This window comes from Streptomyces sp. NPDC002209, from assembly GCF_042890265.1.
Classification (GTDB): domain Bacteria; phylum Actinomycetota; class Actinomycetes; order Streptomycetales; family Streptomycetaceae; genus Streptomyces.
This window is the reverse complement of sequence record NZ_JBIARX010000002.1, coordinates 171,511-197,601: the sequence shown is the minus strand read 5'-3', so window position 1 is coordinate 197,601 and position 26,091 is coordinate 171,511. Positions and strand designations below refer to the sequence as shown.

Genomic DNA, 26,091 nt, shown 5'->3' with positions numbered 1-26,091 from the left:
CCACCCCACGGCGCAGGTCAGAGGCGTCAGAGGAGTCACGGCGTCGGAGGCGTCACGGGCGTCAGAGGTCCGTCCGCAGCCTGAGCACCTCCGGCGGCGGGTGCCGGGCGGTCGAGGGGTGCCGGACCTCCGCCGTCAGCGGCGGGTCGAGCGGGCGGAACGGGACCTCGCCGAGTCCGATCGCGGTGACCGTGGCACCGCCCGCCGGCGCCCCGGCGCGGGCGGGCCCGGCGGCCGGGGCCGCCCGCGAGGCCAGTGCCGCCGCCACGTCCGCGCGCAGCGCGGCGGTCAGCGGGCTCGACACCAGCGGGGTCTCGTCCCCGACCGGCAGTACCAGGACCAGCGCGAGGGGGCGGCGCGGGGTGCCGGTGTAGCCGACCACCGCCGCGTCCCGCACCTCCGTGTGCCGCAGCTTCTGCCAGCCGCGCCGGCCCGCCGGGTACGTCTGGTCCAGCCGTTTGACGACCAGGCCCTCGATGCCGCTGGCGGGCAGGGTCTCGTACCAGGTGGCGGCCAGTTCCGGGTCGGTCGTCATCGGGACCGGCTGGAGCGGCGGGCCCAGCGGGAGCAGCAGGTCGACCAGGAGCGCGCGGCGGCGTTCGTACGTGCGTCCGCGCAGGTCGAGCCCTGCCAGTTCCAGCACGTCGAACGCCGCGTACGAGGCCGGCAGGCTCTGGGCGAGTACGCGGGCCCGCGCGGCCGTGGCCGCCGCCCGCCGCTGGACGAGCGCGAAGTCCGTACGGCCCCCGTGCCAGACCACGACCTCGCCGTCGAGGACGGTCTCGGCGGGCAACTGCCGGGCAGCGGCGGCCAGATCGGGGAAGGCGGCGGTCACTATACGGCCGGAGCGCGCCTGCAGTACGACGTCCTCGGCGGTGCGCACCACCACGAGGCGGTGGCCGTCGAACTTCGGCTCGTACGCCAGGCCGGCCGCACGCGGCAGGGTGCGGACGGTGGCGGCGAGGGCCACGCGGATCACGGCCCGGCCTTCCTCGGCAGCGGGCGGGCCCGGCCGGGGTCGGTCAGCGGGCCGAAGAGGTCCCCGTCGCGCTCGAGCCGGGGCGGGATGTCGTCGGCGAGGAAGACCAGGTCGGAGGGGATGCGGCAGGCCGCGACCTCCTCCCAGGACACGGGGGCGGAGACCGTCGGCCGGGCCCGCGCCCGCAACGTGTAGGGGGCGGCGGTGGTCTTGGCGGCGGCGTTCTGGCTGTGGTCGACGAAGACCTTGCCGGGGCGCAGGGCCTTGGCCATGCGGTGCAGGACGAGGTCGGGGAGCTCGCGCTCGGCCTCCTGGGCGAGGCCCTTCGCGTACGCCGACACCCGGTCGGACGGGGTCGGCTCCAGGGGGACGGCCAGGTGCATGCCCTTGGAGCCGGAGGTCTTGGCGTACGCCTCCAGGCCGTCGGCGGCGAGGCGCTCGCGCAGCCACAGCGCGACGGCGCAGCACTCGACGACGGTGGCGGGTGCGCCGGGGTCGAGGTCGATGATCAGCCGGTCGGCGACGGCCGGACTGCCCGCCGGCCACTGGGGGGTGTGGAACTCGACGACGAGGTTGGCGGCCCACATGAGGGAGGGCAGGTCCGCGACGACCACCTGTTCGGCGGCCAGGTCCTCGGAGCGGGGCACCGGGGCGGTTTTCACCCAGGCGGGCGTGCCGGGCGGCGGATTCTTCGTGAAGAAGAGCTGGCCGTCCGGGCCGTCGGGGTAGCGCAGGAACGACACCGGCCGGTTGTGGATGTGGGCCAGCAGCGAAGGCGCGACGGTGGCGTAGTAGTGCAGCACCTCGCCCTTGGTGAAGCCGGTCTCGGGGTACAGGACCTTGTCGAGGTTGGAGAGCGGGATGCGACGCCCCTCCACCATGGTGATCGGCGTCATACGATGAGACTGCCATGAAACGGGAGGAACCGTGCGATCCATCTGGAACGGGGCAATCTCCTTCGGCTTGGTCAGCATTCCGATCAAGCTCGTGAACGCCACCGAGAGCCACTCGATCTCCTTTCGCCAGATCCACCTGGGCGACGGCGGGCGGATCCGCTACCGCAAGGTGTGCGAGCTGGACGGGGAGGAGGTGGCGACCGCCGAGATCGGCAAGGGGTACGAGGAGGCGGACGGGTCGATCATCCCGATCACGGACGAGGACCTCGCGCAGCTGCCGATCGCGACGGCGAAGACGATCGAGATCGTGTCGTTCGTCCCGGCGGACGAGATCGATCCGCTGCAGATGGACGCGGCGTACTACCTCGCGGCGAACGGGCCGACGGCGGCGAAGCCGTACACGCTGCTGCGGGAGGCGCTGAAGCGGAGCCGGCGCGTCGCGGTCGCCAAGTACGCGCTGCGGGGGCGGGAGCGGCTGGGCATGCTGCGGGTCGTCGACGATGTGATCGCGATGCACGGGCTGCTCTGGCCGGATGAGATCCGGGCGCCGGAGGGGGTGGCTCCGGAGGGGAAGGTCTCGGTACGGGAGGCCGAGCTGGACCTGGCGGACGCGCTGATGGCGACGCTGGGCGAGGTGGAGATGGACTCGCTGACGGACGAGTACCGGGAGGCCGTGGAGGCGATGATCTCGGCGAAGTCGGAGGGGGCGTTCGAGCCTCCGGCGGAGGCGGAGGTGGAGCCGGCCGGCGGGAAGGTGATCGACCTGATGGCGGCTCTGGAGAAGAGCGTGCGGGCGGCGAAGGCGTCCCGGGGGGAGGCGTCCGCGTCCGCGGCCGCCGCGGACGCGGACGCGAAGACGGAGGCGGAGGCGGAGGTCACGCCGATCCGGCGAAGCGGCGGGAGCCGGAAGACGGCGGCCGCGGCGTCGCCGAAGGCGGTGGGCGGGAAGAAGTCGACTGCGTCGACGGCTGCGGCGAAGAAGACGGCGTCGGGTACGAAGAAGACCGCGTCGCGCAAGTCGGCTGCGACCAAGTCCACTTCGAAGACGGCCACTGCCGCTGCGGCGAAGAAGGCGACCGGGGCCGGGACTTCGACGAAGAAGTCGACCGCGGCGGGGGCATCGGCGAAGAAGGCGGCTCCGCGGAAGCGGACGTCGGCCTGAGGGGCGTGGCGTGGCGTGCGCCGCCGCTCCCCGCCCCGCCTTTCCACCGCGGCCCGGGGACCCGCTACGCGCCGGTTCTGCGGGGGCGCGGGCCCGTCGGTGCGGTGCCGCGGCTGGCCCGGTACGGGCCGTAGAGGTGCGCAGGGAGCCAGGTCCGGACGGAGCGGGCCTGGGTGAAGAGGGCTTCGATGTCCGGGGGTTTGAGCGTGGTCGGCGCCGCGGCGAGATGCGCCGGGGTCGTCGCCGGTTCGAGGATGCGGATGTCGCGGACCGTCGGGGCCACCTCGATGCGGGAGGCGTCGACCAGCGCCAGCGCCGGGAGCACCGGGGCCGCCAGGGCCCGGGTGGCCGCGGCGGCGGCACGGCGGATCCAGCGCGGGTCCGGGCGCGGCTCGGCGCGGCCCACCGTCAGCAGCAGGTCGCCGACGGCCGCTCGCTGCTTGCGCCCCGGGAGCGTACGGATGCAGAAGATCCCCGCCGGGCCCATGAGCAGGTGGTCCATGCGGCCCAGGCCCGGGAGCGGCACGGAGTGCAGGACCCGCCAGTCGTCCGGCTCGAGGGAGTCGAGCAGGTCGCCCATGCGCTGCTGGGCCGTCAGGTCCTGGCGGAGCCGGTGCCGGGCCCGGCTGCCCGCCGAGCCGTGTTCCAGTTCGCCCAGCAGGGCTTCGCCGGGGCGGTTCGGGGCCAGGTCCTCGTCCGGCAGGAGGGCGAGTCTGCGCAGGTCCGCGGGCGTGGGCACCGGCGGCGGGCCGACCGTGTACGGGCCGGCCAGGTACGGGCGCAACGCCGCCAGGACCGCCTCGCGGTGCTGGTCGGCGAGCACGCTGATCCGGTTGGTCTGCCGGTCGTACCAGGCCACCGCCTGGCCGTCGGGCAGGTTGACGTAGAGCCGGCCACGGCCGGGGCGGCCGCTCGGCAGCACCTTGAGTCCCCGCATGGACCTCACCCCCCGCCGTACATGGGAGCAGCCCGGGTGCCCCGCGGCAATCCCCCGGTGGAGTTCTCGGTCACGTAACAGCTTCTACGGGACTCTGCCGGGTTCCTGTTACACGCTCATCGCTGTACCGACACAGCGGGCTCCTAGGTTGGTCGCACCTGGACCGGACCTAAGGATTTCCCGTGAGCACCGTCAACCGCCGCACTCTCGTACGAGCCGCCGCAGTGACCGTCTGCGCCGGAACCCTCCTCGGGCTGCCCGCCGCGGCCGCCCTCGCAGAAGGGGTGCCCGCCGCTTCGGCCGCGCGCTCCGCGGGTGCGCCCCGGACCCTGGTCAAGAGCCTCGCCCTCGCGGACGGCACGTCCAAGGCGAACGTCTACCGCATCGCCGAGGGCGGCTTCCAGGCCGACGTCCTGGCCGCCGACGGCGCCAAGGCGGCCACCCTGACCAGCGGTGACGGCACCGTCGGCGTCGGCGGCTCCGGCCCGCTGCACGTGGCGCTGCGGCCCGACGGCCGGCTGTCCTCCTGGGTGGGCGGCACGGGCGGGAGCGGCGCCGACATCGGTACGCCCGGCGCCGACCGGTACAAGACCGCAGCCCGGGACGGGCGGGTCGTCCAGGCCTCGGCTTCGCACGCCCGCTCGGTCGCCTCCGGGACCCTGGACACGCTGGCCGACGGGCCGGGTGACGGCGTGCTGCTGCTCGCCGCGGGCGGCGGTATCGCGGCGGTGGGCGCCGCCGGGCTCGGCTTCGCCATGCTGCGCCGCGGCCGCACCGAGGGCTGATCCGCCCGGAGCCCTGGAGCCCCCTCTCACAAAAAGGGGCAAATCTCCGCATAAGGTTGAGTGACGTCAGGAGGCGTCATGTGGACCCGTGGGAGAGGAGGCCCGGTCGGCTTGCGTTCGCCATCCTTCCCGGCCACCGCCGCCCGCGCCCGCGCCGCCCTGCCCGCCCTGCTCGGCCTGGCGCTGCTGCCCCTGCTCGCGGGCTGCGGGGACACCGGCGGGCCGGTGGCCGCCGGTGCGACCCCGACCGCGAGCGGGCCCGTACGGCTGTGGCCGGACCGCAAGGGGGCCTCCGTACCGCCCGCCGATCCGGAGGGTGCGCCGCCGGTGTACGTACAGGGGCTGGCGCCCGTCCGGAACCAGAACGTGCACGAGGTCGACCCGGTGGCCCTGGTCCAGGCGGAGCTGCGCGCCACCCCGGACGCCGACGTCGGCCCGGACGGAATGCCGCCGCAGACCGTCGCCGCGATCAAGGCGTGCGGGCAGGCGGGGCAGCCGCCGGGGACGTGCCCGGTGCTGACGCCGTACTACCGGGACCTGACGGGCAACGGCCGGGACGAGCTCGTCGTCGGCATCGAGATGCCGGACCGGATGATGTCCGTACGCGTGTACACGGCCGACCCCGACGGGCGCCTCAACCGGATCATGGCGACGACGCAGACCGTGGTCGGCGTCGAGCTGGCCGGGCAGGACGTGATCCTGCGGGTGCCGAGCGGCAACCCGGGCTACGAGCTGACCACCGCGTGGTCCTGGGACGGGAAGCAGCGCACGATGCTGCCGGCGCGCGAGCAGATCGTACGGCTGCCGGGGAGCGCCCCCTCCGCTTCCCCGTCCCCGCCGCGGCCGCTGAGGCCCTCCCCGGAGGGGACGCCGTGACGGCGCGGCTGCCCGCCTGGACGGCCACGCTGACGTGGAAGGCGGGGTGCTTCATCGTCGTGATGTGCTGCTCCCTCGCGGCCGCTCTGGGTGCGCTGGTGCACGTGGAAGTGACCCGGCAGACGGTGGCGACGGCGCGCGGGAAGGCCCTCGACAAACTGACCGACGTCGCACGGGAGTACGAGGCCGGCGAGGCCCTCCCGCCCGACTCGGGGCTCGATCCGGCGGGGCTGCCGCCGGCGCTGCGGGCGCTGGCGGTGTCCGGGCAGCGGGCGACGATGGTGGCCGAGTACGAGGGCCGCCCGACGATGTGGGCGGCGACCCCGGCGGACGGGAAGGCCCTGGCCACGGCCGTCGACTACGCCCAGAGCGCGCGGACCATCAACGGCCTGGACAACGCGATCATCTGGTCGTCCGTGCTGGCGATCGGCGGGACGCTGCTGGTGGGCGCCTTCGCGGTGACCCGGGTGACGCGGCGGCTGCACCAGACGGCGACCGTGGCCCGGCGGATCACACAGGGCGACCTGGACGCGCGCGTGGACGATCCGCGGACCAAGGACCCCTCGCGGCACCAGGACGAGGTGGCGACCGTGGCGGGCGCGCTCGACACGATGGCCGGGACCCTGCAGGCGAAGCTGCTGAGCGAACAGCGGTTCACGGCGGACGTCGCGCACGAGCTGCGCACGCCGCTGACCGGGTTGCAGGCGGCGTCGGAGCTGCTGCCGCCGGGGCGGGCGACGGAGCTGGTGCAGGAGCGGGTGCGGACGATGCGGGGGCTGACGGAGGACCTGCTGGAGATCTCGCGGCTGGACTCGGGGCGCGAGGTGGTGGAGACGGATCTGCACCAGCTGGGCCGGCTGGCGCGGCGTGTGGTGCGGGCGTCCGGGACGCAGACGCAGGTGGTGATCGTCCGGGACGCGCACGTGGAGACGGACCGGCGGCGGCTCGAGCGGGTGCTGGGGAACCTGGTGGCCAATGCGCACGAGCACGGGCGGCCGCCGGTGGTGCTGACGGTGGACGGGCCGGTGGTGACCGTACGGGACCACGGGGACGGGTTCCCGGAGTACCTGATCGCGCACGGCCCCCAGCGGTTCCGGACCGGGGGCGTGGGGGCGGGCAAGGGGCACGGGCTGGGGCTGACCATCGCGGTGGGGCAGGCCGAGGTCATCGGCGCACGGCTGGTGTTCCGGGGCGCGCGGGGCGGCGGGGCGCTGGCCGTCCTGACCCTCCCGGAGCCCCCGGCCCCGCCCGCGCCCCCGGGGACCTAGGGGGTGTCTTGTGGATCAGGCCGGCGGCGGGGTCGGCTTGCTCCAGGGCCAGCGGACCCTGGGCTTCTGACCCGACGGGGCGTACGTGTACTTCCAGCCCTTCTGGAGGTGCAGCCGCTTCGAATAGCCCGCCGGGACCCGCTCGTACAGCAGGACCGTCGCGGGGCTCCCGTCGGCCGACGGGACCGGGATCTCGTACCACTTCGGCGGGTGGCCGGTGGGACCGACGAGGATCGGGAGGACCCGGCCGTCCATCGGGCCGCCCTCGAAGGGGGTGGGTTCGCTTCTCACCCCACCAGTGTCACAGCAGGTGGGCGGCCTCGGAGACCACGGGGATCACGCGTCGGGCCAGGACCCCGACCGGGCCGTCCGCCGATTCGAGGGCCAGCGCGGCCCGCGCCGCGGCGGCGGTCTCCGGGTCGGTGGCGGCCGTCGCCGTCAGCAGGGCTATGAACTGGTCGACCAGCCAGTCGCGCAGGGACGAGACGTCCGGCTGCTTGCCCTCGTCGATCCAGATGAGGGAGGCCGCCTCGACGGCCGTGATCCACGTGCGGACCATCATCCGCAGCCGCGGGCCGGGGGCCGGGACGGCCAGGTGGTAGAGGATCTGCTGCGCCGCCGCCCGGCGGATGCCGTCCACCGTGGCCGTCGTACGGGAGGTCTCGACGACGCTGCCGCCCTGGAGGAGCGCCGAGAATCCCGCGTCGTGCTCGTCCACGAAGGCCAGGTAGCGGTCCAGCGCCCGCGAGAGCCGCTGGGTCAGGGGGCCGGCCTGCGGTTCGGCGAAGCACTGCTCGAGGAGGTCCGCCGCCGAGCGCAGGGCGGCCTCGTACAGCTGCTGCTTGCCGCCCGGGAAGTAGCGGTAGACCAGGGGTCGCGAGACGCCCGCCGCCTCCGCGACGTCGTCGAGCGAGACCTCCTCGGGGGCCCGGTGCGCGAACAGCGACAGGGCGGCGTCGAGGAGCTGTGCCCGCCGCTCCTCGACGCTCAGCCTGCGGTACGCGCGTACGGTCGTCATGCCCGCAGGGTAGCCCCGAAACAGGCGGTTCAGGCGAGGAGTCCCGAGCTCTTCCAGAGCCTGCGGCCGACCCCGCGCAGCACGCCGATGTCGTCGAGGAAGTCCGTGAGCCGCTTGGCGCCCGTCTGCATGACCTCGCTGCGGTGGCCGCTCGCCCGGACCTGGGCGACGGCTTCGCGCCGGTCGAGGCCGACGTTGTCGTAGACCTGGGGGTTGACGAAGGCCAGGGAGAACACGCGGGCGGCCTCGCCGCAGCTGATGCGGGTGAGTTCCTGTTCCCAGCGCGGGGCGGTCAGCATCTGGCGGCGCAGTTCCTCGCGGGCGTAGCGGACGTGCCGGGCCTCCTCGATGACGTGGATGCGGGTGACGCCGCGCACGAGGGGCTGGATGCGCTCGTCGGGGAAGGTGAGGCGCTGCATCCAGTCGAGGATCTCCTCGCCGAGCAGGGTGCAGGCGAAGGAACCGGGGGTCGTGGAGACGGTCTTGAGGATGCGGGCGAGGTTGTGGTTGAGGCGGGAGACCGGGTAGGCGGGGGCGCCGGCCTTCTGGATCATGCGGGCGAACATCATCGAGTGGCGGCACTCGTCGGCTATCTCGGTGAGTGCGTAGCGGACGTGGTTGCTGGTCAGGGACTTGTCGTAGATGTGCCGGACCATCAGCTGCATCAGGATGATCTCGAACCAGATGCCGAGCGAGCCGAGGGCCGCCGCCTCGTGGCGGGAGAGGTCGATGCGCTGTTCCTCGCCCATCTTCTTCCACAGCGGGGTGCCGTAGAGGGAGAGCAGCTCGGGCGGCCAGTAGTACTTCCCGTCGATGGGCGGGGCGTCCCAGTCGAGTTCCCTGTCGGGGTCGAAGGAGTGCTTGGCCGAGGATTCGAGCAGTCGTGCGGCGATCTCTTCGCGGTCCTTGAGGAGGCCGAGCGCGTCCTGCAGCCCGCCTCGATCGGTCACGGTCGTCATGGCTTCGGATACCTCGCTCATCGGGTTACCGGCGGTCATCACTTATGAGACTGCTTGTCAGCAAGACCGTCAATCCCCTGCGCACGACTTGTTGACCCCGCGTCTACCAACGTGTGACGCTGCCAACCATCCAGTCCTGTACGGAAGTACACGAGCCGAGGGGGCGTCAGTGTCGACGCACGAGCTCTACACCAAGGACCCGGGCGCGGACGTCTGGCAGGTTCCGGCCTCCGGCGCGGCCCGCTTCAGCTGGGAGTACGCCGGCGGCCGCGAGCGGCTCCTCGCCCTGTACCAGAAGGGCAAGGACAAGCAGTGGGACGGCGCCAAGCGCATCGACTGGGAGCTGGAGGTGGACCCGTACGACCCGCTCGGCACCCCGGACGAGGCGCTGACCCTCTACGGCACCCGGCACTGGTCCGGACTCACGGAGAAGGACAAGGGCGAGCTGCGCCGGCACTACGCCGCCTGGAACTTCAGCCAGTTCCTGCACGGCGAGCAGGGTGCGATGGTGTGCGCGGCGAGGATCGTGGAGTCGGTGCCGGACCTGGACGCGAAGTTCTACTCCGCGACCCAGACGATGGACGAGGCCCGGCACGCCGAGGTCTTCGGCCGCTTCCTGCACGAGAAGGTCGGGATGCTCTACCCGATCAACGACAGCCTCCAGGGGCTGCTCGGCGACACCCTGCGCGACTCCCGCTGGGACATGCCGTACCTGGGCATGCAGGTGCTCATCGAGGGGCTGGCGCTGGCCGCCTTCGGGATGATCCGGGACACGACCGACAAGCCGCTGCCGAAGCAGATCCTGGCGTACGTGATGCAGGACGAGGCCCGGCACGTGGCGTTCGGGCGGATGGCGCTGCGCGACTACTACAAGCAGTTGACGGACGCCGAGCTGCGTGAGCGCGAGGAGTTCGTGATCGAGGGCTGCTACCTGATGCGGGACCGGCTGCGCGGGGTGGAGGTGCTGGAGAACTTCGGCATCTCCCGCAAGGAGGCCGAGGAGTTCAGCGAGCAGTCGGAGTTCCTGCACCTGTTCCGCAAACTGTTGTTCAGCCGGATCGTGCCGTGCGTGAAGGACATCGGGCTGTGGGGCGAGCGGCTGCAGAAGGCGTACCTGGACATGGGCGTCTTCGAGATGGGCAACTCCAACCTGGACCTGCTGATGACACAGGACGAGGAGATCGCCGAGGCCCTGGACCGCGAACGCTTCGCGGCGGAGGAGGCGGAGCGGGTGGCCGAGGTGGAGGCGGCGATCGCAGAGGGCGCGGATCCCGCATAGGAACGGGTCCGGTCACGGGGACTGCGGAGCGGCGAGCGCGGCCTCCATCACCGCCCGGGCGATCGGCGCCGCCGCGCCGTTGCCGCTGATGTCGCCGCGGTGCGCCTCCGCGTCCTCGACCACCACGGCGACGGCGACCCCCGGCAGCGGCGCGTCCTCGGCCTTGGCCCAGCCGATGAACCAGGCGTACGGGGTCCCCGCGTTGCCGACGCCGTGCTGGGCGGTACCGGTCTTGCCGCCGACCACCGCGCCCGGGATCGCGGCATTGCGCCCGGTGCCGTTCTCCACCACCTGCACCATCAGCTCCTGCAGGCGCAGCGCCGTCGCCGGGTTCATCGCCCGGCCAAGGCTGCGCTGCTGCCCGCGCCGGACCTGGTCCCCGTCGTCCTGGGTGGTGCGGTCCACGAGGTAGGGGGACTTGAGCTCGCCGCCGCCGGCGACCGCCGCCGCCACCATCGCCATCTGCAGCGGAGTCGCCGTCGTGTTGAACTGCCCGATGGAGGACAGCGCCAGCTGGTCCGGGCTCATGTCGGTGTCGAAGTTCGACCGCGACACCCAGGCCGGCACCCGCAGCCGGTCGTCGTCGAACCCGAACCGGCGGGCCGCCTCCACCATCCCGCGCAGCCCGACCTGGACCCCGATCTTCGCCATCACCGTGTTGCAGGACCACTGCACCGCCTCCGCCATCGAAGCGTCCCGGCAGCCGGTGCCCGCGTTGGGCAGCAGGGTGCTGGTGCCCGGCAGCGGGTAGGGGTCGGGGGTCTGCGTGGGCGCGTCCACATCGGTCACCACGCCCGCGTCCAGCGCCGCGGCCGCGGTCACGATCTTGAAGGTGGAGCCCGGCGGGTACGTCTCGCGCAGCGCCCGGTTCAGCATCGGCCGCGCGGGGTCCGCGTTCAGCCGCGCCCAGGCCGCCTTGACTCCCGCGCCCGTACCGGAGAGCACCGCCGGATCGTACGAGGGGCTGCTGACCAGCGCAAGGATCTTCCCGGTGGCGGGGTCGAGCGCGGCCACCGCGCCGCGCCGGCCCGCCAGCCCGGTGTACGCGGCCAGCTGCAGGCCGGCCCGGACGGTGGTCGCCGCGTTCCCGCCGGCTGGGCGGCCGCGGGCGAGGTCGTACCAGAGCGGGAAGGCGGAGAGCCCCGGATCGGTGCCCGAGAGGATCGCGTCCTCGGCGCGCTCGAGGAGGCTGGTCCCGTACGTCTGCGAGGAGAACCCGGTGACCGGCGCGTACAGCGGCCCGTTCGCGTACGTCCGCTCGTAGCGCAGCAGCTGGCCGCTGTCCCGGGATCCGGTGACGGGCCGGCCGTCGACCAGGACGTCCCCGCGCGGCTGGGCGTAGCGCTCGATGGCGGGGCGTTTGTTGGCCGGGTTCGCCCCGTACGCGGCGGCCTCCCAGACCTGCACCCGGGCCACGTTGACGAGCAGGGCGACGAGCAGCAGGGCGCAGAAGTACGCGCACCAGCGGATGTACCGGATCACTCGGCGGCCCCTTCGGCGGGGCGGGGCCGGCGGGCGCTGTCGCCGAGCCGGACGAGCAGCGCGACGATGATCCAGTTGGTGACGACGGAGGAGCCGCCCTGGGCGAGGAAGGGCATGGCCATGCCGGTGAGCGGGATCAGCCCGGTGACTCCCCCGGCGATGACGAAGACCTGGAGCGCGACGATCGAGGCGAGTCCGGTGGCGAGGAGGCGCCCGAAGGGGTCGCGCAGCGCGAGCCCGGCGCGGAATCCGCGGTCCACGAGGAGCCCGTAGAGGAGCAGGATCGCGGTGAGGCCGACGAGGCCGAGCTCCTCGCCGGCGGTGGCGAGGATGAAGTCGGACTTGGCGGCGAAGCCGATGAGGAAGGACTGGCCGTGGCCGAGTCCGGAGCCGAGCAGTCCGCCGGCCCCGAAGGCGAAGAGGGACTGGGCGAGCTGGCCGGGCCCCTCACCGCGCTCGATGGAGGCGAAAGGATTCAGCCAGTCCTCGACCCGGCTGTGCACGTGCGGCTCCAAGGTGCCGACGGCGTAGGCGCCCAGGGCGGCCAGCAGCAGCCCGATCGCGATCCAGCCGATCCGCCCGGTGGCGGTGAACAGCATGACGACGAAGAGCCCGAAGAAGAGCAGCGAGGTCCCGAGGTCCCGCTCCAGGACGAGCACGCCGACGCTGAGCAGCCAGATCGCCAGGATCGGGCCGAGGACCCGGCCGGGCAGGAGGCGCAGCTTCCAGAAGAGCCGGCGGCCGGTGAGGGCGAGCGCGGTGCGGTTCGCGGCGAGGTAGGCGGCGAAGAAGACGGCGAGCAGGATCTTGGCGAACTCGCCGGGCTGGAAGGAGAGTCCGGCGAACCGGATCCAGATGTGGGCGCCGTTGACGGCGGGGAAGAAGACGGGGACGAGCATCAGCACGAGGGCGCCGGCCACGGAGAGGTAGGCGTACTTCTGGAGCACGCGGTGGTCGCGCAGCAGGACGACCGCGAGGACGAAGAGGGCCACGCCCAGGGCGGACCAGCGCAGTTGGTCCCCGGCGGTGAGGTGGGCGGGGGTGGTGACGTCGAGGCGCTGGATCAGGACGAGGCCGAGGCCGTTGAGCAGGACGGCGATGGGGAGCACGAGCGGGTCGGCGTACGGGGCCCGGAAGCGGACGGCGAGGTGCGCGAGCAGGGCGGTCCCGGCGAGACCGGCGGCGTAGCGGCCGGCGGCTTCGGGGGCGCGGCCGGTGGTGGCGAGGCCGACGTACAGGTGGCCGAGGACCGAGATGAGGACGGCTCCGGCGAGCAGCGTCAGCTCGACGCCCCTGCGTTTGGAGGCGGAGCCGTCGGGGGGCGGGGGCGGGGCGGGCTCCGCCACCTCTGCCGTCAGAGCGGTCATGCGGGAAACGTAGCAAGCGGACGGATGGTATGTCCGCTTATGTCATAGAGTGCCGAGGAGTCGTCAGAAACGGTCACGAGTGGGAGCCGCGGCACATGGGACCAGTGGAATTCATCGTCCTCGCCTTCCCCGAGGAGCAGCTGCGCGTGCCGGCGGTCGAGGCGGTGATGGGGCTGCGCAAGGCGGGGGTGGTCCGGCTCATCGACGGGCTCGTGGTCTCCAGGACGGCGGGGGGTGAGGTGCTGGCGGCGGAGTTCGACGAGTTCATGGAGCTCCAGGGGCTGCTGAGGCACCGTGAGGCCGCGCAGCTGATCGGCGCGGAGGACGTCCGGGAGGCGGCGGAGCTGCTGGAGCGGGGCAGCTGCGCGCTGCTGCTGGTGGTGGAGCACGTGTGGGCCGAGGACGCGGCGATCGCCGTACGGGCGGCGGGCGGGCGGATCGTGGGCTCGGTCCGGATCCCGCCGGAGCGGACGGGGGCGGCCTGATGTTCATCCGCCCGGTCGGGGCAAGAGTGGAACCGGCCCGCCGCCCCTCGGGCCGCCCGTTGCTCCGCGGCCTCCTCACCCGAGCGGCGGGCCCGCCCCCTCCCTCGCCCTGGCGGGACGGGGCCCCGGAGCCGGGCGCCGAGCCGGCGGAGCCGGGCGCCGAACCGAGCCCGGTGGCCAGCGCCGAACCGGGGGCCGAACCGGGCGCCGAACCGGAGGCCGAGCCCGCTGCCGAGCCGGGGGCGGGCGCCGGGCCGGGGGCCGTCGCCGGGCCGGGACCCGTCGCCGGCGGCCCGGCCACCGGGCCCGGGGCGCCACCCGGCGGGCTGGCCGGCGAGCTGGCGGAGCTGGCGAAGCTGGCCCGGGAGGGTCTCTTGACCCCGCAGGAGTTCAAGGAGGCCAAGGCCCGCCTGCTCCACCCCTGACCGGGTGCACGACCGGCCGCCTCGGCTCGACGCCCCGGCCGGTCCGGGCTTTGGGCCGGAGGGGTGAGAGTGGGGAACCGGCCGTCCAGGGTGTGGAATTTGTCATACCGGGCGTGGCAGCATCGGCCGCCTGGAGGTGATCACATGTCACGCCGTCTGCTCCGCGCCGCCTGCATCGCGGCCGCCGTCGTCGTCACGGCCGGGCCGTTCCCCGCCACCCACGCCAAGCCCGTCCCCGACATCCCGACGCCCCGCGCCACCGCCCGGCCGTCCCCCGGTACGGCGGACGCCACCACCCGCCGGGCTGCCCGCGGGGCGAACGCCGGCCCCCGGCAGGGTCCGGGCGCCACCGGGGCCGCAGGCTCGCACGAGCGCCAGGTCCCCGGCGCCGCCGCCCGGCGGAACCCGGGCTTCAGGGGTCGCACCGCCCCGGAGGGACTCGGTGCGCCGGACGCGATCACCCCTGCGGCCGACGATGCGGCGGACGGCACCGCCCGCCGGGGTGTCGGCGCCCCGTCCGCCACCCCACGGCAGTCCTCCGCCGCCGCAGGTGCGCACGACCGGCAACGCCCCGACACCGCCGGAAGCACCGGCACCGGCACCGGCGCCGCCCGGCGTGGCCTCGGCCCGGCGGGTGCCACCGGCCCGGCGAGCCCCGGCGCCGCAGACGCCACCGCTGCGCAGACCACCGGCGCGTCGGACGCCACCGCCGCCCGGGCAGGCGACTCGGCAGATGCCGGCGCCACGGCGAGCCCCGGCGCCGGGGGCGCCACTGCTCCGCAGGGCCCCGGGGCAGCGGGCGCCGGGGCCGGGGGCGCCCCCGCGGCGCTCGGGGTCGGGGGGTTGCTCGCGCAGCTGCGAGGGCTCTATCGGCAGGCCGAAGAGGCCGCCGAGGCCTACAACGCCACCGAAGTCGCCCTCAAGGCCGGCCAGGACGAGGAGCGGCGGCTCAGTGCCGCGCTCGGCAAGGCCCGTACCGCCCTCGGAGCGGAGAAGGCCGCCGCCGGGCGGCTGGCCCGGGAGCAGTACCAGGGGGCCCGCGGCTTCTCCCCGTACGCCCGGATGCTGCTCACCGGCGACGCCCAGGCCGCCCAGGACCAGCGTCGGCTCACCGCCCGCGAGGGCACCCGCCGGGCGGGAGTACTGGCCCGCCTCGCCCGCGGCGAGCACCGGGCCGACGCCCTCGCCACCGCCGCTCGCAAGTCCCTCGACGCCCAGCAGTCCCTGACCGCACAGCGCAAGCAGCACAAGCAGCAGGTCGACCTCAAGCTCAAGCAGGTCGAGCGGGTGCTCGCCTCGCTCAGCCCCGAGCAGCTCGCCCAGCTCGACACCCGCGAGGCCGCCGACACCGCCACCGCGCAGCGCAAGCTGCTGGACTCGGGCCGGCTCGCCACCACCCCCCGTACGCCCACGGCCGCCGGCGGCGCCGCACTGACCTACGCCGCCGAGCAGATCGGCAAACCCTACGTCTGGGGCGCCGAGGGGCCGGGGTCCTTCGACTGCTCCGGGCTCACCTCACAGGCCTGGGCGCACGCCGGCCGGTCCATCCCGCGGACCAGCCAGGAGCAGTGGGCCCAACTGCCCAAGGTGCCCCTGGACGAGCTGCGCCCCGGCGATCTGGTGGTCTACTTCCCCACCGCCACCCATGTCGCCCTGTACGTCGGCGACGGAAAGGTGATCCAGGCCCCGCGGCCCGGCGCGAAGGTCAAGGTCTCCCCGATCGCCGCCAATCCGCTGCTCGGCGCCGTACGGCCCGACCCCGACGGGGCCCCGCTCGCCGAGTTCACCCCGCCCCCGGTCCCCGAGGCCTCGGGCGGCGACGACAGCGGCTACTCCGCCGACACGGCGCCGGCCGACGACGCGGCCGACGCGACCTCCGCCACGTAGTCCGCCGCGTCCTGCGGGTCGTAGAAGTACGCGTCGAAGTCGGCCGGGTTGTCGAAGCCGTTGGCGAAACGGTCCGCCACCGGCTGCAGCTGCCCGGCCGCGCCGATCAGGTTCAGCACGTGCTCCGGCGGGACGCCCAGCATCGCGTTCGTCCACTGGGTGACCGGCTTGCCCGTCGTGAACCAGAACTTGTCGAAGGTCGCCTTCATCCACGCCTCGTCGAACGGCTTGTCCCCGTGCATCAGGATCGACGACAGGTACGAGGCCGCGCACTTCGACGCCGAGTTCGAGCCCTGGCCGGTGATCGGGTCGTTCGCGACGACGACGTCCGCGACGCCCAGCACCACGCCGCCGCCCGGCAGCCGCCCGATCGGGTTGCGGACGACCGGCGCGTACCGGCCGGCCAGCGTGCCGCCCGCGTCCGTCAGCTCCGCCTTCTTCGCCCGGTCGAACTCCCAGGGCGTGAACTTCTCCATCAGCTCCAGCGTGAGCGCGAGGTGCTCCGCCGGGTCGTTCACCCCGCGGAACACGTCCAGCGGACCGCCCGGGAGGCCCTCCCAGAACAGGATGTCCGCCCGCCCCGACGTGGTCAGCGCGGGCATCACGAACAGCTCGCCCACCCCCGGGACCAGGTTGCAGCGCACCGCCTCCGTCTGCGGGTGCTCGGGGCGCGGCTCGAGCCCGTGCACGTACGAGACGGCCAGCGCGCGCTGCGGCGCGTCGTACGGGGAGCGCGCCGCGTCCCGACCGAACATCGACACCAGTTCGCCCTTGCCCGCGGCGACCAGCACCAGGTCGTACGTACGGGAGAAGTAGTCCAGGTCGGCGACGGACGCGCCGTGGATCACCAGCTGTCCGCCGCGCTGCACGAAGACGTCGAGCCAGCCGGCCATCTTCAGGCGCTGGTCCACGGACTGCGCGTACCCCTTGAGGCGGCCGAGCCAGTCGATGGGGCGGGAACCGTCCGGGGCGGCCACCGAGACGCCGATGCCCTCGATCCGCGGGGCCTGCCGCTCCCAGAAGTTCAGCCCGAGGTCGCGCTCGTGCTGGAGCGCCGTGTCGAACATGACCTGCGTGGACATGATCCGCCCGGTGCGGATCTCGTCCGCCGTCCGGTTGGACATGAGGGTGATCTCGTACCCCTTGGCCTGGAGGCCGAGGGCGAGCTGGAGGCCGGACTGGCCGGCCCCCACGACGAGTATCTTGCGCATCTCACGTTCTCGATTCGGGTGAGCGGTTCTACGGAGCCAAAGAGCTACGGAGCTACGGAGCTATTCGGGGGTCGCGTCCAGCGCGTGGCCCACCAGCGTCAGCAGGGAGGCGACGACCGTGTCCCGGCGCCGCGCGTCCATGATCACCACCGGCACGTGCGGCGGGATGGTCAGCGCCTCGCGCACGTCCGCCGGCTCGTACGCGTGCGAGCCCTCGAAGTGGTTGACGGCGACGGAGTAGGGCAGCCCGCAGCTCTCGAAGTAGTCGAGGGCCGGGAAGCAGTCGCGCAGCCGGCGTGTGTCGGCCAGCACGATCCCGCCGATGGCGCCGCGCACCAGGTCGTCCCACATGAACCAGAACCGCTCCTGGCCCGGGGTCCCGTACACGTACAGCACGAGGTCGTCGTCGAGGGTGACGCGGCCGAAGTCCATCGCGACGGTGGTGGTGCTCTTGTCCGGCGTGGCCGAGAGGTCGTCCGTCGGGAGGCTGGCCCGGGTCATCACCGCCTCGGTGCGCAGCGGGGTGATCTCGGAGACGGACGACACGAAGGTGGTCTTGCCGACGCCGAAGCCGCCCGCGACCAGCACCTTGACGGCGACGGGTGCGCGGGAGCGGTCGTACTGCCAGGGCTGGACGGGCTCGTCGTCCACCGAGGTGACCGGGTCAGAGACGGCGAAGACCACTGAGCACCCTTTCCAGCAGCGCACGTTCGGGGCGCCCGGGGCCGTGCCCCGTCCCGTAGACGCGTATCCGCCCCTGGTCGGCGAGGTCGCTGACCAGGACGCGGACCACCCCGAGCGGCAGCTTCAGCAGCGCGGATATCTCGGCGATGGTGCGCATGCGGCGGCAGACCTCGACGATGGCCGGCATCTCGGGCGTGCGGTCCGTGCCCATGGCGGGGTCCTGCGGCTGCGACGCCCGGGTGTCGAGGGCGGCGACGAACGTCTCCACGTGCAGGACCTGGGTGAAGCGGGTGCGCCCGCCCGTGAGGGAGTACGGGCGGACGCGGGCGGGCCGGCGGTCGGCTCCGCGTATCGGCAGCCGGTCGGACGCGGACGCCGACGCCGAGGCCGTACTCCTCACGGGGTCTTCTCCATCGACTGGCGCAGCTCACTGCGGACTTCGGGGGTCAGGACGTGGCCGGCGCGGCCGACGAACAGGGCCATGTGGTACGCCACCACGCTCATGTCGCAGTCGGGGGTGGCGTGCACGCCGAGGAGCGATCCGTCGCTGATGGCCATGACGAAGACGGAGCCGTACTCCATCGCCACCATCGTCTGCTTGACCGCGCCGCCGTCCATGAGCTCTGCGGCGCCGGTGGTGAGGCTGCCGAGGCCGGAGACGATGGTGGCCAGGTCGGCGGAGGCGCCGCGCGGGCCCTTGGTGCGCGCGGGGCTCTCGCCGGCGGCTCCTCCGGGGTCGGAGGACAGCAGCAGGAGCCCGTCCGAGGACACGACGGCGACGGAGTTGACGCCGGGCACCTCCTCGACCAGGTCGGTCAGCAGCCACTGCAGGTTGCGGGCCTGGGTGCTCAGTCCGTACGTACTGGGCGCGGTCATGTGCGTGCCTCCTGTGCGGTGTCCCCCTGGTCGGTGTCCTGTGCGAGCTCGGCGGCCACGACGCGCCGTCCGTCCCGCGTCCCCTGGTAGAAGCCGCCGAGCCGGCGGCGCAGTTCGTCGGCGTCGACGCGGCGCGCCGGCTCCGGCGGCCGTGCGGCCTCGGGGCGACGTGCGGCCACCGTGCGCGGGGTCCGCTTGGGCAGCCCCTTGTCGGTGACGGCCTCGGGTCCCGCGTCGGGGTGGCTCCCCTGGCGGGGGACCCAGTCGGCCTCGTCGGGTGCGTGCCGGTGGGGCTCCGCCGGGCCGTCGGGGGCGACGGCGGTGGCGGTCTGCCCGGGGAGCGGCAGTCCTTGTTCCGGTACGTCGGCCTGCCGGCCGGCATCGGGCAGCCGGTCGGCGGGCGCCGGGCCGGGGTCGGACCCCGCGAAGGCGTCCGGTTCTGCGTCGGGGACGACCCGCGCGAGGAGCTCGTCGCCGGGATCCCGCTCGAGCGGTACCTCTGCAGCCGTGGCGGCCGCGGTGAACACCTGCTCGGCGGCCGGCAGCTCGGGCTCGGGCTCCGCCGGCACGACGCGGGCCAGCAGCTCCTCGGCCGGTCCGCCGGCCGCGGTGAACACCTGCTCGGCGGGCGGGAGTACGTCCCCCGGGCCTGCGGAGGCGTGGCCGCCCGCGGCGGGCTCCGCCTCCGGCGCCTGGGCCGGCGCTTGTGCCCGGACCGTGAACACCTGCTCGACGGGCGGCAGCCCGCCGTCCGCGGCCAGGGCGTGCGCGTCCCCGTCGGGCTCCAGCCCGCCGGCCAGATCCGGACCGAAGTCCGGGGCCAGGTCCGGGATGGAGTCCGGGGCCGCATCCGGCTCGGAGTCCGGGGCCGCGTCCGCGGCGAAGTCCGCGTCCGGGCCGAAGGCCGGGTCCGTGGGCAGGGGCTCGTCCGGCAGGGGCTCGTCCGTGGGCAGGGGCTCGTCCGTGGCGGCCGGCTCGGCGGTGTCCCATTCCATGCTCCGCAGGAGCTCCGCGTCCGCCTCCGGGCCCGGGTCCTGGAAGGGGTCGGGCGTGGGCTCGGCGGCCGCCTCGGCCTGGGGCTCCGCGTCCCGTTCCACCGCCGGAGGCACCCGTCGGGGCGGGATGGTGTTCTCGTTCGCCTCGGCGATCACGCCCGGCAGCCGGAGCTCCGGCAGGCCCGGCGTGGCGAAGGTGTGCACCGGCGAGCTCGGCGGGGTGGCCGGGAGCAGCGAGGCCGGGACGACCACCAGGGCCTCCGTGCCACCGTGCCGCCCCGCGCGGAGCTCCGCGGTGACCCCGTGCCGGGCCGCGAGGCGCCCCGCCACGTACAGGCCGAGGCCCAGGCCGTGTTCCGCTTCCGGTTCCTCGTCGTACGCCTCGGGCGTGGCCAGCCGGGCGTTCAGCGCCTCCAGCCGGTCGCCGGTGACGCCGATGCCCTCGTCCACGACGGACAGCACCACGTCGCCCGAGTCGAGCAGCCACCCGGAGACCCTCACCTTGGCCTCGGGCGGCGAGAACGTCGTCGCGTTCTCCAGCAGCTCGGCGAGCACGTGCGAGATGTCGTCGGCCGCGTGCCCCGCGACCTGGGTGAACGGGGGCAGCGCCGCCAGCTCGACGCGCTCGTAGCGCTCGATCTCGCTGACCGCGGCCCGCATGACGTCCACCAGCGGGACCGGGGCGCCGGCGCCGTGGCCGTGCTCCTGCCCGGCCAGGACCAGCAGGTTCTCGTTGTGGCGGCGCATGACCGTCGCCAGGTGGTCCATCTTGAACAGGGTCGCCAGCCGGTCCGGGTCCTGTTCCTTGGACTCCAGCTCCTCGATGACCGCGAGCTGGCGCTCGACCAGCCCCAGGGTGCGCAGCGACAGCGAGACGGACGTCGTCGACATGATGCGGCGGTGCTCTTCGAGGCCGGCCCGCAGCTGCGTCAGCTCGGCCTCCAGCGCTTCCCGGCCCGAGCTCAGGGCCTCGTTGCGGCCGATGAGCCGGCGTGCGTCGGCGTCGAGGCCGGCGATGCGGGTGTGCAGGGAGACCGTCTGGTCGCGTACCGCGTTCAGGTGGCGTACGACCTCGGCGAACTCGTCGTTGCGGCCGGTGAAGCGGACCGGCTCCACCGAGCCCTCCGGGGTCGCCAGCCGGGCCGCGCCGCGGCGCAGGACGGACAGCGGCCGGGTCAGCGAGCGCGCCACGGCCGTCGAGAAGCCGACGGCGACCAGGAACAGCAGGCCGAGGACCGCGACCAGCATCTCCAGCCGGGTCACGTCGTCGTCGCGCAGGGTGGCGAGCGCGGTGGCCCGCTGCCCGGCGAGGGTGGACTCCACGGACCGCATGCGGTCGATGCGGGCGGTGAGCGCGGGGGCGACGGCGGCGCCGTCGAGCTTGCGGTCGGCGGAGGACAGCGTGGGCCGCTCGGTGAGCCGCTTGAGGTAGTCGTCGGCCGTCTTGACCTCGGGGCCGGTGACGGTGGCGGCGAGGGTCTGGCGTACGTCGGGGCGCGCGACGCGGGTGAAGTCGTCGAGGGCGGCCTGCTCCCGTACGCGGGCCCGCTGGGCGGCGGTGGTCAGTTCGTCCACGACCGCGGAGTTGGGGGGCTGCTCGCCACGGGGGACGGCCAGCGCGGCGAGCAGCAGTCCACGGGTGGCCGAGGCCTGTTCCACGGCCTGGCCGAGGGGGGCCAGCGGGCGGTTGGTGGCGAGGGCGGCGCCGGCCCGCGGCGGGGTCAGCTCGGCGAGCCGGTCGCCCGGGGCGAGCAGTTCCGCGATGACGCCCGTGTACGCCTGGTGGGCGGCGAGGGGGCTGCCCTTGCCGTCGACGGCCTCGGTGCGGACGGCCTGGACGCGGCCGAGGGCCAGGGCGAGCGGCTCGTCGGCCTCGCTGCGGACCTCGGCGAGCTGGCGGTCGGTGAGCGCGGTGCGCTCCTGGACGGGGCCCTTGGCCTGTGCTCCGGGGCGGCCCTTGGCCACGTACTCGACGACGGCGTCGCGCTCGTCGCCGAGGAGGTGCGCGAGGGTGAGGGTGTGCTGCGTCTGCTCGGCGAGCGTGACCAGCTGCTGGGAGTCGTTCAGCTCCCGTGTCGCGGAGACCACGGCTGGGGTGCCGGCCGCGAGGACGGTGAGGCCGGCGACGGCGACGCCGAGGACGAGCCTGCTGCGCACGCGGACGGGGCGTCCTGCGGGGGCGGGTCCGTCGGTGGCGGTGCCGTTCTTCCGAGACCGCTTCTTCTGCACCGGTGCTCGCAATCCTGTACGTGTGCTCGTGCTCGTCTACTCGTGTGGCCGAGGTAACGGCCGGTCAACAAGTAAACGCCCCCTGCCCCCTCGTACCGCCTCAGACCTTTGCAGCGTGTTGGGGAGAGAGCCTGACATCGCCCACCCGGCCACTCGAACGAGTGAACATCACGGATGAGTTGGCAACCAACTCGGCGGGGCGCCGTCAGAGGGCCGTCACGGGCAGGTGGTTGAAAGATCGATGGGGGCTTTGGCAATATGCCCGCCCACATCCCGCCGGGGCGCCGTGGAGCGCCCCGCGGGACGGCCGGTGGGCGGCAGTCCCGCCGGTTTTGCATTGGTACGGACTTTTCGGCGCATCGCGGCCACCCGGTCCGTGCGGGCCGGGCAGAATGTCCGTATGCGCATCGACCTCGCCTCGGCCCCCGGCGACCCGGAACGCCCCAACGAGGACTGGCTATCGGCGGCGATACCCGCTGCGGGCGGCGGAGTCCTGGTCGCCCTGGACGGAGTCACCCCGCCGAGCGGCGAGGTGGGCTGTACGCACGGCGTGCCCTGGTTCGCGGCCCGGCTCGGGGGCCGATTGACCGAACTGTCCGGATCGCGGCGGGACATGCCGCTGGACCGGATCCTGGCGGCGGCCATCCGCGACACCGCCGACGCCCACCGGGACACCTGTGACCTTTCTCACGTGCGGACCCCGCAGGCGACCGTGGTGATGGCGCGCTGGGACGAGGCGTCCGTGGAGCACCTCGTGCTCTCGGATTCCGTACTGCTCCTCGAGGCGCCCGGGGGCGAGGTGACGCCGGTGCTCGACGACCGGCTGGACCGGATCCCGCGCGAGCTGCTGCGCACGCAGACCTCGGCGGACGCGCTGCGCAATGCGGAGGGCGGGTTCTTCACGGCGGCCGCGGACCCGGCGGTGGCCGCCCGCGCGGTGACCGGCCGGACCCCGCGGAAGCGGGTGCGGGCGCTGGCGGCGCTCACGGACGGGGCGAGCCGGTGGACGGACACGTTCGGGGAGGGCGACTGGGCACAGTGCCTGGCGCTGCTGCGCAAGGAGGGCGCGGAGGGCCTGATCGGCCGGGTCCGCGCCCTGGAGTCCGACCCGGCCCGCCCGCTCACCCGGGGCAAACGCCACGACGACGCCTCCGCGGCGTACGCGGAGCTGTAGGAATCCGGCCCCGGCAGGGGGCTACTCCTCGCCCTGGTTCAACTGGTTGAGCAGTCGCGCGAGTTCCGCGACCTCTCCCCGGTCCCAGTCGGCGAGCTTGCGCATGTACTGCTCGCGGCGGGCCCCCCGCACCCGCAGGAACCGCTCCCGCCCCTCGTCCGTGAGCCCGACCAGGAAGGCCCGGCCGTCCGCCGGGTCCGGTTCCCGCGCCACCAGCCCCAGCACCTCCAGTGCCCGCAGCTGCCGGCTCATGGTGGCCTTGCCGACCCCGAAGTACGCGGCGAGCTCGGTGGCCCGCTGACGGCCCGCGGCCTCCAGCCGGACGAGCAGTCCGTACGCGGCGGGCTCCAGCTCGGGGTGCAGGGCGCGCGCCATCTCCCCGGAGGAGGCCCTGGCACGCCGGAGGAAGACGGACAGCTCCCGCTCCAGGGCGAGGAACTCCTGGTCTTCGCTTCCCTGCACGTCCGCTCCCATCGGTGGTGTCCTGAGGCACCAGTATTTCGCAGCGGGTGCGGCGACGGCCCGGGACCCCTCCTGCGCCCCCGGACGGAGTCCGGGTGAGGGGTCGCGGGCCGTACGCGGGTGCGCCGGGCCGGGCTCGGGCGGCCGCCGGGCTCAGGCGGCCGCGGTGACCACGGCCTCCGCCTGGCTGAGCGCCAGTTCCAGGACCTGGCGTACGTCCGTCACCGGGTGCACCTCCAGCCCCTCCAGCACCTCGGACGGCACGTCGTCCAGGTCGGCCTCGTTCCGCTTCGGGATGATCACGGCGGTCAGGCCCGCCCGGTGCGCGGCGAGCAGCTTCTGCTTGACCCCGCCGATGGGCAGGACGCGCCCGGTCAGCGAGACCTCGCCGGTCATGGCCACGTCGGTCCGGACCTGCCGCCCGGACAGGAGCGAGGCCAGCGCCGTCGTCATCGTGATGCCCGCGCTCGGTCCGTCCTTCGGGACGGCACCGGCCGGGAAGTGGATGTGCACGCCCCGGTCCTTCAGGTCGGCGACCGGGAGCTCGAGCTCCGCGCCGTGCGAGCGCAGGAAGCTGAGCGCGATCTGCGCGGACTCCTTCATCACGTCGCCGAGCTGCCCGGTCAGGGTGAGCCCGGCCGCGCCCGTCTCGGGATCGGCCAGCGAGGCCTCGACGAACAGGACGTCGCCGCCCGCGCCGGTCACCGCGAGCCCGGTGGCCACGCCGGGGACGGCGGTGCGCCGCTCGGCGGGGTCCTGCGCGGACTCCGGGACGTGGTGCGGGCGCCCGATGAGGCCGCGCAGGTCGTCGGCGCCGATGCGCAGCGGCAGTTCCCGCTCCCCCAGCTCGTGCTGGGAGGCCACCTTGCGCAGCAGGCGCGCGATGGACCGCTCCAGGGTGCGCACGCCCGCCTCGCGGGTGTACTCCCCCGCCAGCCTGCGCAGTGCGTCCTCCTCCAGGACGACTTCCTCCGTTCCGAGACCGGCGCGCTCCAGCTGGCGGGGCAGCAGGTGGTCGCGGGCGATGACGACCTTCTCGTCCTCGGTGTAGCCGTCGAGGCGGACGAGCTCCATGCGGTCGGCGAGGGCCTCGGGGATGGCTTCCAGGACGTTGGCGGTGGCCAGGAAGACCACGTCGCTCAGGTCCAGCTCCACCTCCAGGTAGTGGTCCCGGAAGGTGTGGTTCTGCGCGGGGTCGAGCACCTCCAGCAGCGCGGCCGCCGGGTCGCCCCGGAAGTCGGACCCGACCTTGTCGATCTCGTCGAGCAGTACGACGGGGTTCATGGACCCGGCTTCCTTGATGGCCCGTACGATCCGGCCGGGCAGCGCGCCGACGTACGTACGCCGGTGGCCGCGGATCTCGGCCTCGTCGCGGACGCCGCCGAGGGCGACGCGTACGAACTTGCGCCCCATGGCGTGCGCGACGGACTCCCCGAGGGAGGTCTTGCCGACGCCGGGCGGCCCGACGAGCGCCAGCACGGCCCCGCCGCGCCGGCCGCCGATGACGCCCATGCCGCGCTCGGAACGCCGCTTGCGCACGGCGAGGTACTCGGTGATGCGGTCCTTCACGTCGCTCAGCCCGGCGTGCTCGGCGTCCAGGACGGCCCGGGCGCCGCGGATGTCGTACTCGTCCTCGGTGCGCTCGTTCCAGGGCAGTTCCAGGATGGTGTCGAGCCAGGTGCGGATCCAGGAGCCCTCCGGGGACTGGTCGCTGGAGCGCTCCAGCTTGTCGACCTCCTTGAGCGCGGCCTCCCGTACCTTCTCGGGCAGGTCGGCGCCCTCGACGCGGGTGCGGTAGTCGTCGGACTCCTCGCCGTCCTTCTCCCCGTTCAGCTCGCGCAGTTCCTTGCGCACGGCCTCCAGCTGGCGGCGCAGCAGGAACTCGCGCTGCTGCTTCTCGACGCCGTCCTGCACGTCCTTGGCGATGGACTCGGCGACGTCCTGCTCGGCGAGGTGGTCGCGGAGCCAGGAGACGGCCAGCTTGAGGCGTGCCACGGGGTCGGCCGTCTCGAGCAGCTCGACCTTCTGAGCGACGGTCAGGAACGGCGAGTACCCGGAGTTGTCGGCGAGCGCGGACACCCCCTCGATCTGCTGGACCCGGTCCACGACCTGCCAGGCCCCGCGCTTCTTGAGCCAGCTGGTGGCGAGCGCCTTGTACTCCTTGACGAGCTCGGTGACGGATCCGGGCAGCGGATCGGCCAGTCTCTCGTCGACGCTCTCGCCCTCGACCCAGAGCGCCGCCCCGGGCCCGGTGGTCCCGGCCCCGATCCGGACGCGGCCGACACCGCGGATGAGCGCCCCGGGATCCCCGTCGGAGAGCCGCCCCACCTGCTCGACGGTCCCGAGCACACCGGTGCCGGCGTACTTCCCGTCGACCCGCGGCACGAGCAGCACCTGGGGCTTCCCGCTCCGGACCGCCGCCTGGGCAGCCTCGACGGCCCCCCGTACCTCGGCATCGGACAGGTCCAGCGGAACGACCATCCCAGGCAGCACGACCTCGTCGTCGAGCGGCAGCACGGGCAGGGTGAGCGTTACGGACGTCGAAGCCATGATCTTCCCTCCGGCAGTGAAGTTGAGCTATGCCGACTCAATGCATGTGCGCCCCCCAATGTTCCCCAACGCCCGTTCGCCCCCGGCGAACACGGAATCCGACGG

The 26,091-nt window shown here is 73.9% G+C and carries 24 protein-coding genes; 9 read left to right on the top strand and 15 right to left on the bottom strand.

Annotated elements, in window-relative coordinates:
* Positions 1-61 precede the first annotated feature (61 nt).
* Both ACFYXK_RS05800 and ligD read right to left on the bottom strand, forming a co-directional pair.
* Positions 62-976, bottom strand: a complete 915-nt coding sequence (locus ACFYXK_RS05800) for an ATP-dependent DNA ligase (RefSeq protein WP_389410241.1) — start codon at positions 974-976, stop codon at positions 62-64.
* Positions 976-1,875 (bottom strand): non-homologous end-joining DNA ligase, encoded by a 900-nt coding sequence (ligD, locus tag ACFYXK_RS05795; protein WP_389409982.1) that lies wholly within the window; start codon positions 1,873-1,875, stop codon positions 976-978. Before ligD ends, ACFYXK_RS05800 begins: the two co-directional genes overlap by 1 nt.
* Before the next feature lie 31 nt (positions 1,876-1,906).
* Between ligD and ACFYXK_RS05790 the strand changes: the two genes are divergently transcribed.
* Positions 1,907-3,037: a Ku protein gene (locus tag ACFYXK_RS05790; protein WP_389409981.1), complete on the top strand. Its 1,131-nt coding sequence runs from the start codon at positions 1,907-1,909 to the stop codon at positions 3,035-3,037.
* 64 nt (positions 3,038-3,101) lie between these two features.
* On the opposite strand, the gene ACFYXK_RS05785 is transcribed toward ACFYXK_RS05790, so the two are convergent.
* The gene (locus ACFYXK_RS05785) at positions 3,102-3,974 is read right to left on the bottom strand and encodes a nuclease-related domain-containing protein (protein ID WP_389409980.1); all 873 of its coding nucleotides are present in this window, start codon (positions 3,972-3,974) and stop codon (positions 3,102-3,104) included.
* 182 nt (positions 3,975-4,156) lie between these two features.
* Here ACFYXK_RS05785 and ACFYXK_RS05780 point away from each other — a divergent pair, with 182 nt between their 5' ends.
* The 3 genes from ACFYXK_RS05780 to ACFYXK_RS05770 all read left to right on the top strand — a co-directional run bounded on the left by ACFYXK_RS05780 (position 4,157) and on the right by ACFYXK_RS05770 (position 6,903).
* Positions 4,157-4,759 (top strand): hypothetical protein, encoded by a 603-nt coding sequence (locus ACFYXK_RS05780; RefSeq protein ID WP_389409979.1) that lies wholly within the window; start codon positions 4,157-4,159, stop codon positions 4,757-4,759.
* Between the two features lie 111 nt (positions 4,760-4,870).
* The gene (locus ACFYXK_RS05775; protein ID WP_389409978.1) at positions 4,871-5,635 is read left to right on the top strand and encodes a hypothetical protein; all 765 of its coding nucleotides are present in this window, start codon (positions 4,871-4,873) and stop codon (positions 5,633-5,635) included.
* A complete protein-coding gene (locus tag ACFYXK_RS05770) occupies positions 5,632-6,903 on the top strand; it encodes a histidine kinase dimerization/phospho-acceptor domain-containing protein (protein ID WP_389409977.1) in 1,272 nt (423 codons plus the stop codon). The genes ACFYXK_RS05775 and ACFYXK_RS05770 overlap by 4 nt, the downstream gene beginning before the upstream one ends.
* 15 nt (positions 6,904-6,918) lie before the next feature.
* Here the strand turns inward: ACFYXK_RS05770 and ACFYXK_RS05765 are convergent, their stop codons facing one another.
* From ACFYXK_RS05765 to ACFYXK_RS05755, 3 genes are read right to left on the bottom strand one after another with little or no spacing between them, the layout of a single operon-like run.
* Positions 6,919-7,194 carry a hypothetical protein gene (locus ACFYXK_RS05765; RefSeq protein ID WP_383504419.1) on the bottom strand — a complete coding sequence of 92 codons (276 nt, stop codon included), beginning with the start codon at positions 7,192-7,194 and terminating at the stop codon, positions 6,919-6,921.
* 10 nt (positions 7,195-7,204) lie between these two features.
* Positions 7,205-7,921 (bottom strand): TetR/AcrR family transcriptional regulator, encoded by a 717-nt coding sequence (locus ACFYXK_RS05760; protein ID WP_266663779.1) that lies wholly within the window; start codon positions 7,919-7,921, stop codon positions 7,205-7,207.
* Between the two features lie 29 nt (positions 7,922-7,950).
* Positions 7,951-8,880 (bottom strand): diiron oxygenase, encoded by a 930-nt coding sequence (locus ACFYXK_RS05755; protein ID WP_389409976.1) that lies wholly within the window; start codon positions 8,878-8,880, stop codon positions 7,951-7,953.
* 169 nt (positions 8,881-9,049) lie between these two features.
* Here ACFYXK_RS05755 and ACFYXK_RS05750 point away from each other — a divergent pair, with 169 nt between their 5' ends.
* Positions 9,050-10,159 carry a ferritin-like domain-containing protein gene (locus ACFYXK_RS05750; RefSeq protein ID WP_389409975.1) on the top strand — a complete coding sequence of 370 codons (1,110 nt, stop codon included), beginning with the start codon at positions 9,050-9,052 and terminating at the stop codon, positions 10,157-10,159.
* A 12-nt stretch (positions 10,160-10,171) separates the two neighbouring features.
* Here ACFYXK_RS05750 and ACFYXK_RS05745 read toward each other — a convergent pair whose 3' ends face one another.
* Both ACFYXK_RS05745 and ACFYXK_RS05740 read right to left on the bottom strand, forming a co-directional pair.
* A complete protein-coding gene (locus tag ACFYXK_RS05745) occupies positions 10,172-11,641 on the bottom strand; it encodes a penicillin-binding transpeptidase domain-containing protein (protein ID WP_389409974.1) in 1,470 nt (489 codons plus the stop codon).
* Complete coding sequence (locus ACFYXK_RS05740) at positions 11,638-13,008, bottom strand: FtsW/RodA/SpoVE family cell cycle protein (protein WP_389409973.1); 1,371 nt, start codon at positions 13,006-13,008, stop codon at positions 11,638-11,640. Before ACFYXK_RS05740 ends, ACFYXK_RS05745 begins: the two co-directional genes overlap by 4 nt.
* A gap of 95 nt (positions 13,009-13,103) precedes the next feature.
* On the opposite strand from ACFYXK_RS05740, the gene ACFYXK_RS05735 reads away from it, so the two are divergent.
* The 3 genes from ACFYXK_RS05735 (at position 13,104) to ACFYXK_RS05725 (ending at position 15,805) form a co-directional block, all read left to right on the top strand.
* Positions 13,104-13,493, top strand: a complete 390-nt coding sequence (locus tag ACFYXK_RS05735) for a DUF6325 family protein (protein WP_389409972.1) — start codon at positions 13,104-13,106, stop codon at positions 13,491-13,493.
* The gene (locus ACFYXK_RS05730; RefSeq protein WP_389409971.1) at positions 13,493-13,918 is read left to right on the top strand and encodes an SHOCT domain-containing protein; all 426 of its coding nucleotides are present in this window, start codon (positions 13,493-13,495) and stop codon (positions 13,916-13,918) included. Before ACFYXK_RS05735 ends, ACFYXK_RS05730 begins: the two co-directional genes overlap by 1 nt.
* Positions 13,919-14,062: 144 nt before the next feature.
* Positions 14,063-15,805, top strand: coding sequence for an NlpC/P60 family protein (locus ACFYXK_RS05725; protein ID WP_389409970.1), 1,743 nt, complete (start codon positions 14,063-14,065; stop codon positions 15,803-15,805).
* Here ACFYXK_RS05725 and ACFYXK_RS05720 read toward each other — a convergent pair.
* Genes ACFYXK_RS05720 through ACFYXK_RS05700 form a run of 5 tightly spaced genes read right to left on the bottom strand, consistent with a single transcriptional unit; the run spans position 15,748 to position 21,728 of the window.
* Entirely contained in the window at positions 15,748-17,016 is a 1,269-nt protein-coding gene (locus ACFYXK_RS05720; RefSeq protein ID WP_389409969.1) for a styrene monooxygenase/indole monooxygenase family protein, read from the bottom strand. The two genes, ACFYXK_RS05725 and ACFYXK_RS05720, sit on opposite strands and share 58 nt — an antisense overlap.
* Before the next feature lie 60 nt (positions 17,017-17,076).
* Positions 17,077-17,700, bottom strand: coding sequence for an ATP/GTP-binding protein (locus ACFYXK_RS05715; protein WP_389409968.1), 624 nt, complete (start codon positions 17,698-17,700; stop codon positions 17,077-17,079).
* The gene (locus ACFYXK_RS05710; protein WP_389409967.1) at positions 17,681-18,100 is read right to left on the bottom strand and encodes a DUF742 domain-containing protein; all 420 of its coding nucleotides are present in this window, start codon (positions 18,098-18,100) and stop codon (positions 17,681-17,683) included. The genes ACFYXK_RS05715 and ACFYXK_RS05710 overlap by 20 nt, the downstream gene beginning before the upstream one ends.
* Complete coding sequence (locus tag ACFYXK_RS05705) at positions 18,097-18,576, bottom strand: roadblock/LC7 domain-containing protein (RefSeq protein WP_266625506.1); 480 nt, start codon at positions 18,574-18,576, stop codon at positions 18,097-18,099. The genes ACFYXK_RS05710 and ACFYXK_RS05705 overlap by 4 nt, the downstream gene beginning before the upstream one ends.
* Complete coding sequence (locus ACFYXK_RS05700) at positions 18,573-21,728, bottom strand: nitrate- and nitrite sensing domain-containing protein (protein ID WP_389409966.1); 3,156 nt, start codon at positions 21,726-21,728, stop codon at positions 18,573-18,575. The genes ACFYXK_RS05705 and ACFYXK_RS05700 overlap by 4 nt, the downstream gene beginning before the upstream one ends.
* A gap of 472 nt (positions 21,729-22,200) precedes the next feature.
* Here ACFYXK_RS05700 and ACFYXK_RS05695 point away from each other — a divergent pair, with 472 nt between their 5' ends.
* On the top strand, positions 22,201-22,974 hold the full coding sequence (locus ACFYXK_RS05695) for a hypothetical protein (protein WP_389409965.1): 774 nt from the start codon (positions 22,201-22,203) through the stop codon (positions 22,972-22,974).
* A 21-nt stretch (positions 22,975-22,995) separates the two neighbouring features.
* On the opposite strand, the gene ACFYXK_RS05690 is transcribed toward ACFYXK_RS05695, so the two are convergent.
* Positions 22,996-23,448 (bottom strand): MarR family winged helix-turn-helix transcriptional regulator, encoded by a 453-nt coding sequence (locus ACFYXK_RS05690; protein ID WP_030303537.1) that lies wholly within the window; start codon positions 23,446-23,448, stop codon positions 22,996-22,998.
* 141 nt (positions 23,449-23,589) lie between these two features.
* A complete protein-coding gene (gene lon, locus ACFYXK_RS05685) occupies positions 23,590-25,986 on the bottom strand; it encodes an endopeptidase La (RefSeq protein WP_389409964.1) in 2,397 nt (798 codons plus the stop codon).
* Between the last annotated feature and the right edge of the window lie 105 nt (positions 25,987-26,091).